Source organism: Nocardia sp. NPDC057440 (assembly GCF_042802915.1).
Classification (GTDB): domain Bacteria; phylum Actinomycetota; class Actinomycetes; order Mycobacteriales; family Mycobacteriaceae; genus Nocardia.
Genome location: NZ_JBHVDF010000004.1, coordinates 48780 through 67022 on the forward strand (window position 1 = coordinate 48780; position 18243 = coordinate 67022).

The 18243-nt window shown below is 65.6% G+C and carries 14 protein-coding genes and 1 pseudogene; 4 read left to right on the forward strand and 11 right to left on the reverse strand.

The features are described 5' to 3' along the window. Nucleotides 1-64 precede the first annotated feature (64 nt). Entirely contained in the window at nt 65-514 is a 450-nt protein-coding gene (locus ACFU4Z_RS09275; protein ID WP_379060944.1) for a VOC family protein, read from the forward strand. Nucleotides 515-612: 98 nt separating this feature from the next. On the opposite strand, the gene narI is transcribed toward ACFU4Z_RS09275, so the two are convergent. From narI to ACFU4Z_RS09295, 4 genes are read right to left on the reverse strand one after another with little or no spacing between them, the layout of a single operon-like run. Further along, nucleotides 613-1353 (reverse strand): respiratory nitrate reductase subunit gamma, encoded by a 741-nt coding sequence (gene narI, locus ACFU4Z_RS09280; RefSeq protein WP_379060945.1) that lies wholly within the window; start codon nt 1351-1353, stop codon nt 613-615. Further along, on the reverse strand, nt 1350-2030 hold the full coding sequence (gene narJ, locus ACFU4Z_RS09285; protein WP_379060946.1) for a nitrate reductase molybdenum cofactor assembly chaperone: 681 nt from the start codon (nt 2028-2030) through the stop codon (nt 1350-1352). Before narJ ends, narI begins: the two co-directional genes overlap by 4 nt. Continuing rightward, complete coding sequence (narH, locus tag ACFU4Z_RS09290) at nt 2027-3742, reverse strand: nitrate reductase subunit beta (protein ID WP_379060948.1); 1716 nt, start codon at nt 3740-3742, stop codon at nt 2027-2029. Before narH ends, narJ begins: the two co-directional genes overlap by 4 nt. Nucleotide 3743: 1 nt before the next feature. Next, nucleotides 3744-7499 (reverse strand): nitrate reductase subunit alpha, encoded by a 3756-nt coding sequence (locus ACFU4Z_RS09295; protein WP_379060950.1) that lies wholly within the window; start codon nt 7497-7499, stop codon nt 3744-3746. Nucleotides 7500-8544: 1045 nt separating this feature from the next. Between ACFU4Z_RS09295 and ACFU4Z_RS09300 the strand changes: the two genes are divergently transcribed. Further along, nucleotides 8545-9366 (forward strand): helix-turn-helix transcriptional regulator, encoded by an 822-nt coding sequence (locus ACFU4Z_RS09300; RefSeq protein WP_379060951.1) that lies wholly within the window; start codon nt 8545-8547, stop codon nt 9364-9366. Nucleotides 9367-9866: 500 nt separating this feature from the next. Here ACFU4Z_RS09300 and ACFU4Z_RS09305 read toward each other — a convergent pair whose 3' ends face one another. Further along, nucleotides 9867-10049: an alpha/beta fold hydrolase gene (locus ACFU4Z_RS09305; protein WP_379060952.1), complete on the reverse strand. Its 183-nt coding sequence runs from the start codon at nt 10047-10049 to the stop codon at nt 9867-9869. 365 nt (nt 10050-10414) lie between these two features. Here ACFU4Z_RS09305 and ACFU4Z_RS09310 point away from each other — a divergent pair, with 365 nt between their 5' ends. Beyond that, a complete protein-coding gene (locus ACFU4Z_RS09310) occupies nt 10415-11362 on the forward strand; it encodes a hypothetical protein (protein WP_379060953.1) in 948 nt (315 codons plus the stop codon). Between the two features lie 70 nt (nt 11363-11432). On the opposite strand, the gene mtnC is transcribed toward ACFU4Z_RS09310, so the two are convergent. The 5 genes from mtnC to ACFU4Z_RS09335 all read right to left on the reverse strand — a co-directional run bounded on the left by mtnC (nt 11433) and on the right by ACFU4Z_RS09335 (nt 17348). Beyond that, entirely contained in the window at nt 11433-12116 is a 684-nt protein-coding gene (mtnC, locus tag ACFU4Z_RS09315; protein WP_379060954.1) for an acireductone synthase, read from the reverse strand. Continuing rightward, nucleotides 12113-12688, reverse strand: a complete 576-nt coding sequence (locus ACFU4Z_RS09320; RefSeq protein WP_379060956.1) for an acireductone dioxygenase — start codon at nt 12686-12688, stop codon at nt 12113-12115. The genes mtnC and ACFU4Z_RS09320 overlap by 4 nt, the downstream gene beginning before the upstream one ends. A 124-nt stretch (nt 12689-12812) precedes the next feature. Next, on the reverse strand, nt 12813-14504 hold the full coding sequence (mtnA, locus tag ACFU4Z_RS09325) for an S-methyl-5-thioribose-1-phosphate isomerase (protein ID WP_379060958.1): 1692 nt from the start codon (nt 14502-14504) through the stop codon (nt 12813-12815). Between the two features lie 81 nt (nt 14505-14585). Then, a complete protein-coding gene (locus ACFU4Z_RS09330) occupies nt 14586-14924 on the reverse strand; it encodes a DUF1330 domain-containing protein (protein ID WP_379060959.1) in 339 nt (112 codons plus the stop codon). Nucleotides 14925-15035: 111 nt separating this feature from the next. Then, nucleotides 15036-17348 carry an arylsulfatase gene (locus ACFU4Z_RS09335; RefSeq protein WP_379060960.1) on the reverse strand — a complete coding sequence of 771 codons (2313 nt, stop codon included), beginning with the start codon at nt 17346-17348 and terminating at the stop codon, nt 15036-15038. Between the two features lie 248 nt (nt 17349-17596). On the opposite strand from ACFU4Z_RS09335, the pseudogene ACFU4Z_RS09340 reads away from it, so the two are divergent. Next, a pseudogene (locus ACFU4Z_RS09340) lies at nt 17597-17907 on the forward strand (glutathione ABC transporter ATP-binding protein); the annotation flags it as partial. A 70-nt stretch (nt 17908-17977) separates the two neighbouring features. Here ACFU4Z_RS09340 and ACFU4Z_RS09345 read toward each other — a convergent pair. After that, nucleotides 17978-18172, reverse strand: coding sequence for a hypothetical protein (locus ACFU4Z_RS09345; RefSeq protein ID WP_379060961.1), 195 nt, complete (start codon nt 18170-18172; stop codon nt 17978-17980). Between the last annotated feature and the right edge of the window lie 71 nt (nt 18173-18243).

The window sequence follows — 18243 nt, forward strand, 5'->3', positions numbered from 1 at the left end:
AAGCGCGGCAGACGGCTACGACCGAAGGGTGACAGTAAGTCAGCCATCGAGCAAGGAGCCCCCCATGACCGTCACCACCTTCTTCTGGTTCGACAGCCAGGCCGAGGAAGCCGCAACCCGCTACGCCGAGATCGTGCCGAACTCCCGCGTCGTCGAGGTGACCCGCCACCCGGATGGTTCGGCGTTCATCGTCGCCGTCGAACTCGACGGCCAGTCCTACACCCTGATGAACGGCGGTCCAGGGCACCCGCTCACCGACGCCGTATCGGTGCAGCTCATCGTCGACACCCAGGCCGAGGTCGATCGCCTGTGGGACGCGCTGGTGGAAGGTGGCCAGCCGGGGCCGTGCGGTTGGCTCACCGATCGCTACGGCCTGTCCTGGCAGGTGGCCCCCGCCGCGCTCGCCAAGATGATGGGCGCCGATCCCGCCAAGACCGCCGCCGTCGCCACCGCACTGCGCAGCATGTCCAAGATCGACCTGCAGACTCTTCAGGACGCCTACGACCAGGCCTGAGCCCGGATAGGGCCGCCAAGGACAGGAGACAGCCCCGCCCCTCCGAAGTGGCGGGACGGGGCTGTCGGGCATCGGGTGAGAGGACCCGAACTCGGGGGTCAGCGCCAGTGTTCCGGCGTGACGGGGGCATCCCAGGCGCGGGCATAGCGGCGCTTGTCGGGGGCGTTGGATTCTTTGCTGCGGTAGACGATGTAGGGACGGGTGAGGTAGCCGACGGGGGCGCTGAACATGTGGACCAGGCGGGTGTAGGGCCAGATCCCGATGAGTGTCAGCACGACAAGGCCGTGGACCTGGAAGGTCCATGGGGTGCCGACCATCAGATCGGGCTCGGGGCGGAGTGTGAAAAGGCTACGGAACCAGGGGGAGACGGTCTCGCGGTAGTTGTAGGTGCCCCACAGCAGGTTGCTGCCCCAGGTGTTGAGTAGGCCGGTGACGAGAGCTGCGGCCAGCAGTGCGTACATGAGCTGGTCGTTGCGGGTGGTTGCCTTCCGGACGGCGGGCACGGTGACGCGGCGGTAGAGCAGGATGCCGACGCCGAGCAGCACGGCGAGGCCGGCGACAGAGCCCGCCGACACCGCGACCACGTGGTAGGTGTGCTCGGAGATGCCGAGGGTGGCGGTCCAGGACTCCGGAATCAGCACACCGAGCACATGCCCGCCGATCACGCCGAGCATGCCGAAGTGGAACAACGGGCTGCCGAGACGCAGCAGACGACTCTCATAGATCTGTGATGACCTTGTGGTCCAGCCGAATTGGTCGTTGCGATAGCGCCACAGATGGCCGAGCAGGAACGAGGTGAACGCCACATAGGGCAGCGTCATCCAGAAGGTGGTCGTCATCGGCGGCCTCCTGATCCGTCGAACAGCGCGGGGTCCATGGCAAAGGTGTCGAGCCCGACCTCTTCCTCCGGTGGGCCCTGCGCGGCCAGTTCGGCGATGCGCCGCCGGTCCGCGGTGGTCAGCGGCGGCAGGGTGGCCACCACGGCAGACAGCACCCCCGCATACGGGGAACCGTTGTCGGCCAGCGACAGTCGTAGCAGTTCTATCACCGGCACGTGCTCGCCGAGCAACCGTTCGCCGCCGATCGGGTCGACGGTCGCCGCGAACTCCAGCAGCACCGGCAGATGGTCGGGCAATTCCTCGTCGCCGAGCTCGACGCCCGCATGCCGGTAGGCGTGTTTGAACCGCAGCAGCGCCATCCCGCGCTTGCGGGTGTCGCCGTAGGCGTAGAACGTCAGGTGCATGCTCGACCTACGCCGCATATCGAAGGTCTCGACGTACTTCTTCGCCAGCTCGAGCTGCGCGACGCCGCGCAGATGGGCGAGGAAGTCCAGCAGGTGCGAGCGGACCTCGACGGGCAATTGTGCTGCGGCGTCGGAAATCTGGTCGATATCGGCCAGCAGCTGCTCGCCGGGGTAGTCGAGCAGCAGTGCGGCGATCCGCCATACCAGGCGGCGGTCCCGCTCGGGCATCGGGACGACCGGCTCGGGTCGCCTGCGCACCTTCAGCAGACTCATCGCTGTGCTCCGGTCGGCGTGGTGGCCGAAGCATCACGTGTCGCACCGTTGGTTGCCGCGCCGTTCGTGCCATGGCCGTTCGTGCCATGGGGATCGGCGCCGTTGCCATGGGCGGCGTTCGCGGCGGGAACCAATCCCTCGGTGTTGCGCCCGTCCCAGTTCAGGAGGTTGATGCGATTCGACTTCTCCTGCGGCGCAGCGCCATTGGTGTCGGTGAGATGGAACTTCTCGACCATGGTGTCGAATGCCGTCATGCCGGGCCCGCCGTCGGTGTCCAGGCTGCAGCCGGTAGCGAGGGAGTCCAGCTCGTGCGCCTGGGTCCCCGCACCGGTCGGAATCACATAGCGGTGTTCGTATTTCGCGATGGCCAGCAGCCGGTACATCGCCTCGATCTCCTCCGGCTCCAGTCGCACCGACGGTGCGATCGAAGGATCCGGTTCCACACCGAGATTCACCGAGCGCATGAAAGACCGCATCGCCGCGAGCCGCTGGAGCGCGGCGCGCACCGGTCCGACCTCACCTGCGGTGAAAAGCTCGGCGAGGTATTCGATCGGGATGCGCAGTGCGTCGATGGCGCCGAACAGGTTCGAGGCGTTCTCGCCGTCGTGACCGGTCTCCGACAGCACGTCCACCACCGGCGACAGCGGTGGCACGTACCAGACCATCGGCATGGTCCGGTATTCCGGATGCAGCGGAAGCGCGATCTGGTAGTCGACGATCAGCTTGTACACCGGCGAGTTCTGTGCGGCATCGATCCATTCCGGTGAGATCCCGGCGCGCTCGGCTTCGGCGACCACTCGGGGATCGTGCGGATTGAGGAAAACGCCCAGCTGCGAAGGATAGAGATCCTTGGTGTCGGTGACGGACGCGGCCGCGAGCACGGCGTCGGCGTCGTACAACATCACGCCGATGTAGCGCAGCCGCCCGACACAGGTTTCCGAACACACCGTCGGCATGCCGACTTCCACGCGCGGGTAGCAGAACGTGCACTTCTCGGCTTTGCCGGTCTTGTGATTGAAGTAGATCTTCTTGTACGGGCAGCCGGTGACGCACTGCCGCCATCCTCGACACTTGTCCTGATCGACCAGCACGATGCCGTCTTCGGAGCGCTTGTAGATCGCGCCCGAGGGGCACGAGGCGACGCACGACGGGTTGAGGCAGTGCTCGCAGATCCGGGGCAGATAGAACATGAAGGTCTGCTCGAACTCCAGCTTCACCTGGTCCGACAGCCGCGCGAGCAGTGGATCCTTGCCGACCTGCTCCGGGCCGCCGCCGAGGTCGTCATCCCAGTTCGCGCCCCAGGTGATGTCGGTGTTCTTCCCGGTGATCAGTGATTTCGGCTGCGCAACCGGTGTGGTGTCCATGGCGGGAGCCGACAGCAGGTTGTCGTAGTCGTAGCTCCACGGCTCGTAATAATCGGTCACCGTCGGCAAGTCCGGATTGGCGAAGATGTTCAGCAGCCGCTTCATCCGGGAGCCGGATTTCAGGGTCAGCTTGCCGCGCCTGCTGAGTTCCCAGCCCCCCTTCCACTTCTCCTGGTCCTGGTACTGCCGTGGATAGCCCTGTCCTGGACGGGTTTCCACATTGTTGAACCACATGTATTCGGTGCCACCACGATTGGTCCATGCCTGCTTACAGGTGACGCTGCAGGTGTGGCAGCCGATGCACTTGTCGAGGTTCATCACCATGGCCATCTGTGCCATCACGCGCATATCAGTACTCCACTTCCTGCGAGCGGCGACGGATCGTCGTCACTTCGTCGCGCTGATTTCCGGTGGGGCCGTGGTAGTTCAGCGCGAAGGATTGCTGCGCGTAACCGCCGATGAGGTGTGAGGGCTTGATCATGATGCGGGTGAGCGCGTTGTGGATGCCGCCGCGCTTGCCGCGTGCATCGTTGACTTCGGAGCTTGTCTCGATGCGTGGCACACCTACCGCCCGGTCCTGGGCGTGATACATGAACACGGTGCCTTCCGGCATCCGATGGCTGACGATCGCGCGTGCGACGACTATGCCGTTGCGGTTGACCGCTTCGATCCAGTCATTGTCGGCCACACCGATTTTCGCGGCGTCCTTTTCCGACATCCAGATCGATTGGCCGCCACGGGAGAGCGTCAGCATATGCAGGTTGTCCTGGTAGGCCGAGTGGATCGACCACTTCGAATGCGGCGTGAGATACCGGACCGTCACGCCGCTCGCGCCGACCTCGCCCACATCCGGCTCGCTGAACAAGGCCGTCATGTCCAAGGGCGGCCGGAAGATCGGGAGTTGCTCGCCGAGTTCGACCATCCAGTCGTGGTCGAGATAGAAGTGCTGGCGCCCGGTGAGGGTGTGCCATGGCTTGAGTCGCTCGGTGTTGATGGTGAACGGCGAGTACCGCCGGCCGCCGGTTTCGCTGCCGGACCATTCCGGCGAGGTGATGACCGGCACCGGCCGGGCCTGGGTGTCGGCGAAGGTGATTCGCTTGCCCTCGTGCTCGGCGGCCAGGTCGGCCAGCTCGGTTCCGGTGCGCCGCTCCAGCGCCTGAAAGCCTTCGACCGCGAGCCTGCCGTTCGTCGTGCCGGACAACGCGAGGATCGTCTCGGCGGCGTGCGTATCCTTGGCCAGCGACGGGCGACCCTGCGCCACACCGGAAACCACGGTGCCGTTCACGCCGGTGAGGTAGGCGACCTCTTCTTCGGGGTGGGTGGTGACGCCCTTGGTCGTGAGACCGAGTGTTTCGACGAGCGGTCCGAGCGCGGCCATTTTCTCCGCGATCTTCGAGTAGTCGCGCTCGACCACCACGATCTTCGGCATGGTCTTGCCCGGAATCGGCTCGCACTCACCGGCTTTCCAGTCCAGCACCCGGCCGCCGACCTGCGCGAGCGCATCGGGCGAATCGTGCTGCAGCGGCACCGCGACGATGTCCTTGCGTGTGCCGAGATGCTTCTCGGCCATCCAGGAGAAGCCGCGTGCGATCCGGTGGAAGGCGTCGAAATCGGTCTTGGCCTCCCACGGCGGGGAGATGGCGGGGGAGAACGCGTGCACGAAGGGATGCATGTCGGTCGAGGACAGGTCGTGCTTCTCGTACCAGGTCGCGGCGGGCAACACGATATCGGAGAACAGGGTGGTGCTTGTCATCCGGAAGTCGAGGGAGAGCAGCAGATCGAGCTTCCCGGTCGGTGCGTCCTCGCGCCAGACCAGCTCTTGCGGCCGCACGCCGGTGTCGTCGGTGGTCTGCAGGTTGGAGTCCGCGCCGAGCAGATGCCGGTGGAAGTATTCGTTGCCCTTACCCGAGGAGCCGAGCAGGTTGGCGCGCCATACGGTCAGGCAGCGCGGGAAGTTCTCCGGCGCGTCGGGATCTTCGCAGGCGAAACGTAGCGCACCCGACTTCAGGCTGTCCACCACATGGTCGGGGGCGCTCTTGCCCGCCGCGTCGGCCTCGTCGGCGAGGTCGAGTGGATTACGGTCGAAGGTCGGGTAGCTCGGCATCCAACCGAGTCGGCTTGCCAGCGCGATATTGTCGGCGGCGGTGCGTCCCGCGAAGGCTCCGCTGCTCAACGGGGAGGCGAAGGCCTCTGCGGTGAACGGGTCGTAGCGCCACTGGTCGTTGGTCAGGTACCAGAACACCGTGCCCTGCATCTGCCGTGGCGGGCGCTGCCAGTCCAGGCCGAAAGCCAAAGTCGCCCATCCGGTTACCGGGCGGCACTTCTCCTGGCCGACATAATGCGCCCAGCCGCCGCCGTTGACGCCTTGACACCCGGTGAGCAGGGTGAGCGTGAAGAAGGCACGGTAGATCTGATCGGAGTGGAACCAGTGGTTGGTGCCCGCCCCCATCAGGATCATCGAGCGGCCGCCCGATTTGTCGGCGTTGTCGGCGAATTCGCGGGCGATCCGCTCGGCCTGTGCGGCGGGAACGCCGGTGATGGCCTCCTGCCAGGCCGGGGTGTACGGCTTGGAGGCGTCGTCGTAGCCGGTCGGCCAGTCACCGGGGAGTCCGTCCCGGCCGACGCCGTACTGCGCCAACAGCAGATCGAAGACCGTGGTGACGCGCCTGCCGCCGATCATCGTGGTCGGCACGCCACGCACCAGGACGCCCGGCTTGTCGGAATCGAAGCGCGGCAGCCGCACCGTGATCGGCTTCTGGTCCGGTCTGCCGTGCAGCGTCAACAGCGGATCGACACCTTCGAGGTCGAGGTTCCACTTGCCCGCATCGCTCGCGCTGAAGCGGTGTCCTAGAGAACCATTGGGCACCACGGGCTTTCCCTCGCCGTCCAGCAGCACCGGCTTGTGCTCCACACCCTCGCCGGTCCGGCCGAGGTCGGCGGCGGTGAGGAACTTCCCGGGCACCGCGCCGTCGTGGTGATAGACGCCGTCGGCGTCCCAGCCTTCCGGGTCGTCCACGCACACCAAGAACGGCAGGTCGGTGTAGCGCTTGATGTAGTCCAGGAACCGCGGCGTGCCGCGATCGACAAAGAACTCCTTCAGGATGACGTGCCCCATCGACATGGCGAGGGCCGCGTCGGTCCCTGGACGCGCGGGCACCCATTCGTCGGCGAACTTGGTGTTGTCGGCATAGTCGGGCGACACCACAACGACTTTCTGCCCGCGGTAGCGGGCTTCGGTCATGTAATGCGCGTCCGGCGTTCGGGTGACCGGCACATTCGAGCCCCACATGATCAGGTAGCCCGCATCGAACCAGTCGGCTGATTCCGGAACATCGGTCTGGTCGCCGAACACCTGTGGCGAGGCCACCGGAAGGTCGGCGTACCAGTCGTAGAACGACAGCATCGAACCGCCGAGCAGGGAGATGAACCGGGCGCCGACAGCATGGCTGACCATGGACATGGCGGGGATGGGTGAGAAGCCCGCCACGCGGTCCGGACCATAGCGTTTGATGGTGTGCACGTGCGCGGCCGCCGCGATCTCCGCGGCCTCCCACCACTCGGCACGCACGAAACCACCCTTGCCGCGAGCGGACTTGTAGCGCTCGGCCTTGACCGGATCCTCGACGACATCGGCCCAGGCCAGCACCGGATCTTTACGGCGTTCCTTGGCTTCCCGGTACATCTCGAGCAGCACGCCGCGCACATACGGGTAGCGCACTCGCGCCGGGGAGTAGGTGTACCAGGAGAACGAGGCACCGCGCGGGCAGCCGCGTGGCTCGTACTCGGGCTTGTCCGCACCGACCGAGGGATAGTCCGTCTGCTGGGACTCCCAGGTGATCACGCCGTCCTTGACGTAGATCTTCCAGGAGCACGACCCCGTGCAGTTGACCCCGTGCGTGGAGCGCACGACCTTGTCGTGTGACCACCGATCTCGGTAGAACTCGTCGGCGCTGCGCCCGCCGACCTGATGCAAGCTGCGTTGATCGGCGGAGGCCTCGCCACGCCGAAAGTATTTGCCCAATCGAAGGAGCGCATCGCCGGCATCGAGCGATGGCCGCTCGGCCGAATCGGAGGGCGCGGAGCCCTGAGTGCGTGAATTAACCACGACGCCCCCTTCGAGCTGTGAAATCGGGCTGATGCTCCGACTGTAAGGAGGTCGAGTGGCGCGTCAAAATGATTCTCTCACAACGCTCGCCAGTGCTCGGTGAGCTGTGAGGTCGCGGCAATATGACGGTCACCGTGCGGTAGCGGCGAATCGCTGCTGACCTGCGGGTGACCAGCGTCGATGTGGTCTGACCGGCTGAAACGCCACCGCGAGCAAGTGTTTCGGGGGCTTGCCGGTGAAGCTTTGGAAACCGCTGGTTATTATTTGCTTTACATTTGTTAACACGTTCTCGACGGGTGCTGTGGATGGTTTTCCATGCCCCGTGGTCCCGCGGATATGACGTGCGGAGCGATTATTGCAAGCGCCGCGCCGTGTCGCTGTGTATTTGCCGATAATTTCGGCGGCCGTCATGTCGGCGGATTATTCTTCGTACGTGTAGAGGTTCGAAGCCGCGATCGAATCGGCCACGGTGGCGGTGCCTGTGTGGCGGCGCGTGCTGCCGCCGATCACACGGTCGAGATGCCGGAAGGATCCCTCCGCCGCCGCGCCGGCGGAGGCGGAGTGCGGTCGGCTTCGATGGGCAATCCTGCTCGAAGCACGTGGTGATTCGGTCACCGCGATCACGACAGTCGAGCGTTCGGAACGCGGCGGTCGCTGGATCGGCAAGGGCGTCGCGGCGTCGAGTGGATTTCGTGGCCTGCAACCGTTCAGCGAGTCCAGCCGGCCGGGCGACCGTGGCGGTGTCATGGCTCCGGCTGGGCTGCCGATGCGGGTCTCGACAGTCCCGAATGTTGGTGGAAGCGAGCCGGATTCGGCCCCGAAGATATTGCTACAACGTTGCAATTCGGCGGCGTGTGCTTCAAATATAAAGAACGAACATCGTTTAATATCGACTCCCATGGGAGCGGACTCACATCGTCGACGAAGGAGCCATGACCAGCCCGATCGTATGTGCGTCGCAGCCGGCGCGAACTGTTCAGCTTGCCTCTTGTGTAGATGTACCCAACTCGTTGATGCGACTACAGCTTCATAGGAGTGGATTGCTGTGCTAATCAAGTCGACCGATGCCGGCGACGGGAATCAATTGCGGCCCCCTACCTTCGGGGGGCTGCTGCGCCGACTGCGTGACGACCGGCGCATATCCCGGGAAAAGCTGGCATTCGCCGCGGGGGTCAGCTCCAGCTATATCACCCATCTCGAAGGCGGCGATCGCGATCACCCCACCAGGGCGGTGGTAACCGCGCTGATCGCCTATCTGGATCGGATCAGCCCGTTGGCAGACGCCGAACGTAGACATCTTTTCGATCTGGCCGGGCTAGCCGAAGAAACGTTTCCCGGCGTGCCGCAGTTGCGCGCCGAGATCAGTGACGACATGCGCAACGGGCTGCGACTGCATGAGCCGAATGCCGCAAGCTACCTCGATACCCGGTGGAACATTCTGTCGTGCAATGACGCCTACGAGGCCACGTTTCCCGGGTTGGTCGAGGACGTCAATATCCTGCGCTGGCTTTTCGGCAACGAGCTGTCCAAGCGGGTCATGGTCGATTGGCGGCGCGAGGCCGCGCTCACAGTGGACTGGTTGCGCGGCCTCATCGGTCAATCGGGCGACACCGCATGGTCCGCCGAACTGCTCGACGAACTCGGCGACTATCCGGAATTCCGAACCATGTGGGCGGCGGGCCGCACCATCTACGGCAGGGACCAGCCGATGCATGTTCGTGACCTCGACACCGACGAGTGCTACAGCCTCGATGTGCAGATGTTCCGGGTGGACTCCGGTAACTATCCGGGCAGGGTCCGATTCTTTCTCGGCATCCGCACATCGTGCCCCGCGACCGCGCCCACCACAAAATCGTTCGGTTCCTAGCTCGCACGGCGCATGAGCTGGAGTAATGGCAGCGCCACCCGCTCGGGATAGGCCACGCCGTGCCCGGCATCGGGCACCGTGACGACCCCGGCGTGCCGGACAGGCCGTCGGCCGACGCGGCCGACTTGGTCGCGGTGCTGGAAATATCGAGGCTGCCGCGCAGAACCAGTGCCGGCACCTCGATTTCGGGCGGTCTGTGCAGCACCGAATCCCGCGTCATCAGGCATTGCGCGGCCGCGCGGATGGCCAGGCGATCACCCGCTCGCCAGCGGGCGGTCCACCGCGTCCACGCGGCCGGGTCCGGACCGCCGATCAGCTGCGGCGCCAGGGTCTCGGTGATCGGCGCACGGGGTCCGTACCGCACCAGGCGTCGAAGAAAGCGCGGTAGTGCGTCACATTCGGGCAGGCTGCACGCGCCTGCCTCGGTATCGAGCAGGGCAAGTCCGAGTACTCGATCGGGTGCGAGCATGGCGGTGCGCAGCGCCGCGTATCCCCCTGATTCATCCCGCCGATGACGGCTTTTCGACACCAAGCGCATTCGATACCGATAGTGCGTCGGCGGCCAGATCCCAATAAGTGAACGGCTCATCGCGCGGTGCTCTGGTTCCGCCGTTGCCGCGCGCATCCCACGTCACCATAGTGATTCCTGCGGCGATCAGGAGTTTCCGTAAAGGATCGAACATGGATTCGTCCAGAGAAATCCGTTGGCGAGCAGCAGGACAGGTCCATGGGTTCGACACGGCTGGAAATGAACTGCGACCGAGCCGGATTGAACGTAGGGCATGGCGGCGATGTTACCGGCCCAAAAGGCTCCCCGACCACGTTATTGTCCACCGGATGCGCTACACGGTTGTGTCGCGTCCGGGCGGAGTTTCACTGGCCGGTGTAAGTACATCACAGGGTTTGCTCGATGTTATCGATTCTCTGGACAAGCCGTGTCGGAGCGTCTTTGATCCGCTTATCGGACAATTCACGAAGTTGGTGACGACCTCGCGAGTATCCGGCCGATGAGGACAGGTTGCGTGCACATTGCGGGAGTGAGTGTTTCATGGTGAATGACATCCAACTGGTGCCCCACATCACGCTGGCCGCGGCCGCGGACTGCTCGAACGGCACCTTCGCGGTATGCGGTGACGAGGGCCGAGCGCTCTGGTACGGCCCCTTTCTCGACACCGACCTCGATCATCCGCACGGTGACCGCCGTGCCGGAGCTATGGCCGCCGCCGCCCGTGCGGTCTGGCTGGCGGGCCGGGCCCGGGCCGACGCGGGCCACGACGAAGCGACCCTGCATCTGACCATCACCGAACCGGACGTGGACGCCATCACCCTGGCGTGCACCGCGTCGATGTCGGGACTGGCGCTGGATGTGGTGGTAGCCGCGGACAATCCGGCGCTGGACTGGTGCCTGGCCTTCGGCAGGCTGGACTGGAACCCGGGTGCGCTGGTCAGCCTGGTCGAGGACGGACGGCCGGGTCTGCTCCAGTCGTGCGCCCTGCGTTCGGTCATCGCGAACCCACAACTCGATACCGACTCGAAGGAGATAGTTCCTATGATTCGCAGTTCGCGCGCTACCCCCGCGATGGTCGACAACGCGGCGATCGACCCCGGTGTAGAGCTGCGCTCCGCGCTGGAAGCGCTGCTGCTGCACGACGCCGTCGGATTGGATGCCAGGATGCGGCACGCGATTGCCGCGGTGGTCCATCTCGCCGTCGACACCCCGCACGGTCCGCCGGAGGATGCCGAGGAATTCCTCGGCAGGCTCGACGCGGCCTGGCTGCTCGCCGCGTGGGCGGGCCACGACACCGAGATGTCGCTCATCGCAACGCTCGCCGCGGGCGATGTACCCGCCATGTCCTGGTGCGAACTCATGTTCACCACCGCACTGGCGCCCTGGTCGACCAGTCCCGTCGCGGTGCATGCGCGCCGTATCTTCGCTTCGGTCCAGCACGGCCACCTGGGCGCGGTGCGCAGCCAGATCGGTATCTCCGGCGCCTGAGCACGCAGGCCGACCGCGGCTGAGAACGACTCAGCGCAGCTCGAGGCGACTCAGCGTAGCCGGCGATGACTCAGCGCGGCTGGACTTCGGCGAACGAGGCTACCCAGCGGTGCGGTGGTCGTGGCGGATTCGGTTCGCCGGGGCGGTGGACGCCGATGGCCGACCAACCCGCCGCGACGGCGGCATCGAGTTCATCCGGGTGGTCGGACAGGAACAGGATCTGCTCTGCGGGCGTGCCGATCGCGCCCGCGATCTTCTCGTAGGACGAGGATTCCCGCTTCGGCCCTGCGGTGGACAGATCGAAATAGCCGCCGATCAGCGAGGCGAGTTCGCCACCGCGGGCGAAGGCGAACCAATCCTGCTGGTTGCGTACCGATCCCGACGAATACACATAGAGATCGAGCCCGTCGGCCCGCCATGCGGCGAGTGCCGGCGCGACGTCGGGAAAGAACTCGCCGTGCAGGGCGCCGGAGCGGAAGCCTTCGTGACAGATCAGTCCCTGTGCGGCTTTGAGCGGCTCGGCCTTGACATCCGAACCGAGCCAGTCGCGCAGGATCGCGGCCACCTCGGCTTCGTCGGCGTCGGGGCGTTCGGCGAGTGCCCTGGTCGCCGCGACGATGGGGACGGCCGCGTCCATGCGGTTGTCGGCAAGCCACTCGGGGAGCCTGGCCCTGGTGTAGCCGTACAGGTCCTCGCGCACCGAGCTGGTCGGGCTGGTGGTGCCTTCGATATCGACGACGACCGCGGCGATCACGGCGCGGTCAGCAGCTGGTCGAGCGTCGGGAAACCTTCGCTGATGCGGTCACCGGTGAAATCGCCGACCCAGCCGTCTTCTTCCTCGAAGAAACGGATGGCGATGAAATCGGGGCGGGTGCCCATATCGAACCAGTGCAGGGTTCCGGCGGGGACCGAGAGCAGGTCGCCGCCCTCGCAGACGACGGCCAGCACCGCATCGTCGAGGTGCAGGTAGAAGCACCCGCGGCCGCCTGCGAAGAAACGCACCTCGTCTTCGGCGTGCCGGTGCTCGTTGAGGAACTTCTCGCGGGCGCCCTTCGCGATCTGCGGCCATTCGGGGTTCGCGTCGTCGGGATGGATGCGGGCGATATCGATGTGGCGGTAGCGGCCGGCGGCATTGAGCTCGGCGACCCGCTCGGCGTACTCGGCCAGCAGCGCGTCCGAGGCAGTGCCTGCGGCGTTGTCCACCACCGGCCAGCGGTCGAAAGTGATTCCGCGGTCGGCCAATTGCGCGGCGATCACCACGTCGTCCGTGGTCCGCAGTAGTACCTTGTCGGCATTGTCGGCGGCCATCACCTGCAAAAGCGTCATCGGGTGTTCGGCGCGGTTACTCCCTCGTTCGCGAGGAGAGGAAGCGCCGTCCTCCTTTCAAGGGTTGGGTCGGGAGGGTTTGTCGGTGGTCTGGTTGATCTCCTGCCTTCAGACAGGGGAAGCGTCAAATCGGTCCAATCTCGAGGATCTCCTCGCGCGCCGTGCTCTGTCGAGCGACCTGCGTGCAGTCGCCGTCGGCGAACGCCTGTCGTCGACCGGTGCGGATCACCAGTTCGGACAGTGCCTCGAAGCATTCGGCGCGGTCACGCGCCTGGGAAAGAGTGTCCCCCCACGTGGTGATGCCGTGGCCTGTGATCCCCAAAACTGTTGGCGCGGTGGGATTCTCGGACAGGTACCGCTCGATGTCGGAGCCGATTCGCGCGACGTCGGGCCAGTTGGGGAACACCGGGATATCGATGGATGCCGGGTCAGCGCCGCCGAGTCCCTTGATGAGTTCGAAGTCGGTGATGCGCAGGGTGGTCACTTCATCCGGGGAACCGGTCTGCGTCGAAAGGGTTGTCGCATACGGCGGATGGATGTGAACGACCGCGGCGGCATCGGTCGTCCGGTAGATAGCAGTGTGAATGGTGGTCTCCGCCGAGGGTTTCCGTGTCTGCTGCGGCAATGGCGTCGAATCCGAGATGCGGACGGTCACCATGTCGTGCTCGGTCAGCTCGCCCTTCGGTAGGCGACTGCCGGTGATCACGGCGTTCGCGCCGGTCCGCGCGGAGATATTGCCCGCGGTGCCGGGCATCCACCCGCGTTCGTAGAGTTCGCGCGCGATGGCGGCGATCGCCGTACTCGGATTCGAAGTTCGTGCGGTCGCGCTGTGCACCACGCCGAGCTCGGTGACCACGGCGGTCACCAGGTCCGCGGGTGTCACGTCGAAGGCCGGGTTGAAAACCGCGGTGCCCTCGGGAGCTGTTGGGACACCGCCGAATCCGGTGACCTCGGCGGCGGCTCGCTGTTCCACCACGATGTCGTCACCGGTCGCCATATTCGGGTCGCGGGTGGACTCGGGGGCCACCACGATGAACGGGATCCCGTGATGGCGGGCGGCCAGCGCGAGGGCGTAGGTCCCGATCTTATTCGCGACGTCGCCGTTGACCGTGACGCGATCGGCGCCGACAAGGACGCAATCGACCTGACCGGTGGCCATTGCCCAGGCCGCCGCGGAGTCGATGGTGAGGCGATGCGGGATGCCCGCCTCGGCCAGCTCCCATGCCGTCAGACGCGCACCCTGCAGTAGTGGACGGGTCTCGTCGACCAGGACGTCCTCGATCGCGTCGCGCTCGAACAGCACTCGAAGCGTGCCGATCGCCGTGCCGAAGGCGCTCGTCGCGAGCCTGCCGGTGTTGCAGTGGGTCAGCACCCGCAGCGGGCGATCCGGGCAGAGCTCTTGCACCAGATCGGCGGCATGCGTCGCCGCGGCCTGGTTGACCCGGCCGTCCTCGGCAAGGATGGCCAGTGTTTCCGCGAGCACCGCGTCCGCACCCAGCGGCACTTGGGCCGTGACCCTGCGTACCGCCCAGGCCAGGTTGACCGCGGTGGGCCTGGTCGCCGTGATGCGCTCGGCGTCGGCTTGGACGCGCGCCACATCGACCACGCCGTCAACGGTGTTCGCGGCAGTGGCGATAACCACCCCGAACGCCCCCGCGATCCCGATTGCGGGAGCACCGCGGATGGCAAGCACCCGGATAGCGTCGATGATCTGATCGACCGTCGTGAGCCGCAGCTCCCGTACCTCGTGCGGCAGCCCGCGCTGGTCGATGGTGACCAGTGCACCGTCGTCCCAGATGAGGGAACTGTCGTCCATCAGGTGCGTCCTTCTAGTCGTGAAGAGGGCTGTTGTGCCTGGTCAACGGTATCCGACTGGGGACGGTGTCGAAAAATCGGCTTACGCCTGCGCCCGTAGCTTCGCCGCCCGCTCGCGGGGGTCGTAGTTCGGTCCTACGCCCTCGATCAGCAGCAGGTCGCCCTCGATGTGATCGGTGCGCAGAGGCAGGATCTCCTGGTACGCGGCAGAGTCATACCAGGCCTTCGCTTCGGCCATCCCCGGGAATTCGATCAGCACCATCCTGCCGGGCCACGAACCTTCCACCACCTCGGCGGGTGGGCCGTGGATGACGAAATGGCCCGCGAAAGGATCGAGGGTCTCCTGGATACGCTCCAAGTATTCGATGATGTCCGGGTGGTCGCGTCGGCTGCGCAGATGGGCGAAACCATAGGCGGGCATGGTCGAATCCTTTCGGTGGGCAGCGCCGTCGCTATCGGACGACACACCGAACGTAGGTCGCGCGGATACATCGGACAATTACCTCGCAGGTAAACACCGTCGGCACGGTGCCTACTCAGCGACGAATTCCGCTTCGCGTTCCACCGCCTCGATGGTGGCCTCGGGAACGCGGATCGGGCCGGGGGTGTAGGTCACCGCGCGCAGTTCGCCGGAGTAGCGGAAGGGGCCGCGACGTTCCCGCAGGTCCCATGAGACCGGGCCACGGGCATCGACTCCGACGGAGATGCCGGTCCACGGGGCCATGCCGACCAGTTGCACCTGATCACGCAGTTCGGCGACGCGTTCGCCATCGATGACGATGCTGAAATCCCAGCGCAGATGCGGGCGAACCGCCGCGGTCACTGTGATGCGGCGGCTATCGGTGTTCAACGGGCCCGCCGAGACCGTGGCGTAGGTGCCGTAGCTGTTCACCCCGAAGGTGAGCCGGCCGTCTTCGACATAGAGCAGGTAGCCGCCGAGCGGATCGCCGTGTGCGACCAGAACGCCCTCGTCACCGGGGCGGTATCCGCCGAGTTCCACGGTGATGGCGAAGTCGCGGTAGGCGATCAGGCGCTGCGAACGATAGCGCTCCAGGGTCGGCGTGCCGGGCAGCAGCCGCAGCGGCTCGGCGAAGCGGGACTCCTCGGGCCGCCTGCGCGCCAGATCCTGACGGGTCAGCAGCGGGAAAACGGTGTTGGCCCAGGCGGATTCGTCCCAGGCCGCGGCCAGCTCGGCGGCCTTGTCCGGATACTGGTCCGAAAGGTCGTGCAGCTCGGTCGGGTCGGCGCGCACATCGAACAGCTGCCAGTGCGGGGCATCGACATCGGTGCCGGGTTCATGCAGCGACAGCAGCTTCCAGCCGTCGCGGTAGAAGCCGCGGTGTCCCGTCATCTCGGAATATTGCTCGGTGTGTGTGCTGAGGGCCTGCGGGTCACGTAGCAGTTCAGCGGCGGATGTACCGTCGAACTCCTTGGCGGGCAGCCCATTACGCACACTAGGCCGTCGCAGGCCGGCCAGCTCGAGCAGGGTCGGCGCCAGATCGGTGACGTAGGCGTATTCCTGCCGGATGCCGCTGTCGGTTTCGGTACGCGGCAGACCCTTCGGCCAGGAGACGATGAGCGGCACACGCACGCCACCCGCGAAGGTCTGGCCCTTGTAGAACCGGAACGGTGTGTTGGAGGCCTGGCCCCAGCCGCGCGGGTAGTGCACGCCGAGCCGGGCGGTGCCGATCAGTTCCTCGTCGTGCGGCACATCGCCGACCCAGTCCGGATCGTCGATGTGCGCGAACTCCGCGAAATAGGTGCGGGTGCCTTCCGGGCCGCCCTCGGCGGTGCCGCCGTTGTCCGAGGTGAACACGACGATGGTGTTGTCGAGCTCGCCGAGCTGCTCGACCACATCGAGGATGCGGCCCAGGCTCTGGTCGATGCTGTCGACCATCCCCGCGTACACCTCCATGTACCTGGCGAAACGCCGCTGCTCATCGGCACTGAGCGAATCCCACTCCGCCGCCTCGTATCCAGGCTCGGTGTTGCGAGCCTTCTGTTGCGTGCCCTCCGGGAAAAGGCCCTGCGCGAGCTGAGCGGCAAACCGGTTCTGGCGCAATCGATCCCAGCCCTCGGCGTAGCGGCCGCGGTATTTGGCCAGGTCTTCGGGCTTGGCCTGCAGCGGGCCGTGCATGGCGACATGCGCGAAGTACAGGAAGAAGGGTTTGGCCGAATCGTGGGCGCGCAGGTCCTTGAGGTAGCCGATGGCCTTGTCGGTCAGGTCGTCGGTCAGGTAGTAGCCCTCCGGGTACTGCTCGACGTCAACGACGGAGGAGTCCGACACCAACTGGTTGGGGTAGTAGAAGGAGTTGAGTCCCTCCAGCGAGCCGTAGTAGCGGTCGAAGCCGCGCTGGGTCGGCCACGAATCCCGGTGCGCGGCAGGGTTCATCGTGGCGTCGCGCACCAGATGCCATTTGCCGACCGCGTAGGTTGCGTAACCGTTGCCGCGCAGTATCTCCGGCAGGGTGAGCACGTCGTCGGCCAGTTCCAATCGCAGGCCAGGGTACCCCGGATCGGCATTCGCGACGAAGCCGAATCCGGCACGGTGAGAGTTGATTCCGGTCAGCAGCGCCGCGCGGGACGGCGAGCACAGCGGGGTGGTGTGGTAGTTGGTGAACCGAACCCCGTTGGCGGCCAGCCGGTCCAGCGCCGGCGTCTCGATCTCGGAGCCGAACGGGCCGATATCGCTATATCCCATGTCGTCGACCAGCACCACGATGATGTTGGGAGCGCCTGCGGGTGCGGCCGGCGGGTAGGTCCATTCCGGTGCCGAATCGGCGGTGGTCCGGCCGATCGAACCGGAGTGGGATGCATAGCCGCGGGCGTGGGATGGAACAGGCATCATTCGAGTCAAAGCCGGGAAGTCTCAGGTCACCAGCATTTCGCGCACGGTGCGCCGAACCGGTGCTTGCTGGATCGTTGCCTGTTAGCTTGACCGGTATGCCCACGACACAGCCCTGCGCACCCCGAACGGAGTGCGCGCAGGAACCCTGCTGTTCGTGAGAAGTTGAGCTGCAAGGGGTTTCGCTGGCCGGGCTGCCGACTGAGGAGCTTCGCGCGCTGCGAAAGCATGTCGCACGCGTCCACCAGGATGTCTCGGTTCAGGCTCAGGTGCTCGACCTGTTCGCGGACCTGCGCGCCGAGTACGGCTTCGCCTGCCTGTTCATCAGCCACGATCTCGCCGTCGTGCATCAGGTGGCCGACCGGTCGTGGTGCTGCGCGCGGGATCCGTTGTCGAAACAGGATCGGTGACAGATGTTTTCGCTCACCCGCGCGAGGATTACACACGGCGACTGCTCGATGCGGTGCCGACTCCGGATCCGACGGTCGCCGGAAGGCCGGTGGATGTCGATTCCGAATCGCTGTTGCGTATCGGTGCTCGAGGCGAAAGCTCGAATTAATCCACATAATTGAAACGGGCCGCTGATTCCTGCAATGCAGGAACCAGCGGCCCGTTCTACAGGACTTGGATCAGTGCTGCCCCGGCCGCCGATCGATGCGGTTGGGGTCGTTCTCGCCCTGGCGTCGTTGCTGGTCCGGCATCATCTTCTGGCCTTCAGCACTCCCGCCTGCTCGGGGCATGCCCTGCTCCTGGCGCTGCTGTTGCTGCTGCCGAGGCATCTGCTTGGGCATTTTCTTAGGCGTCTTCTTGGACTTTTCAGCCATCTCCACTCGGTCCTTTCCGGGTGATTAATGTTCGCCTAACAACCACACAATAGCGAGCGGGCATCAATCGT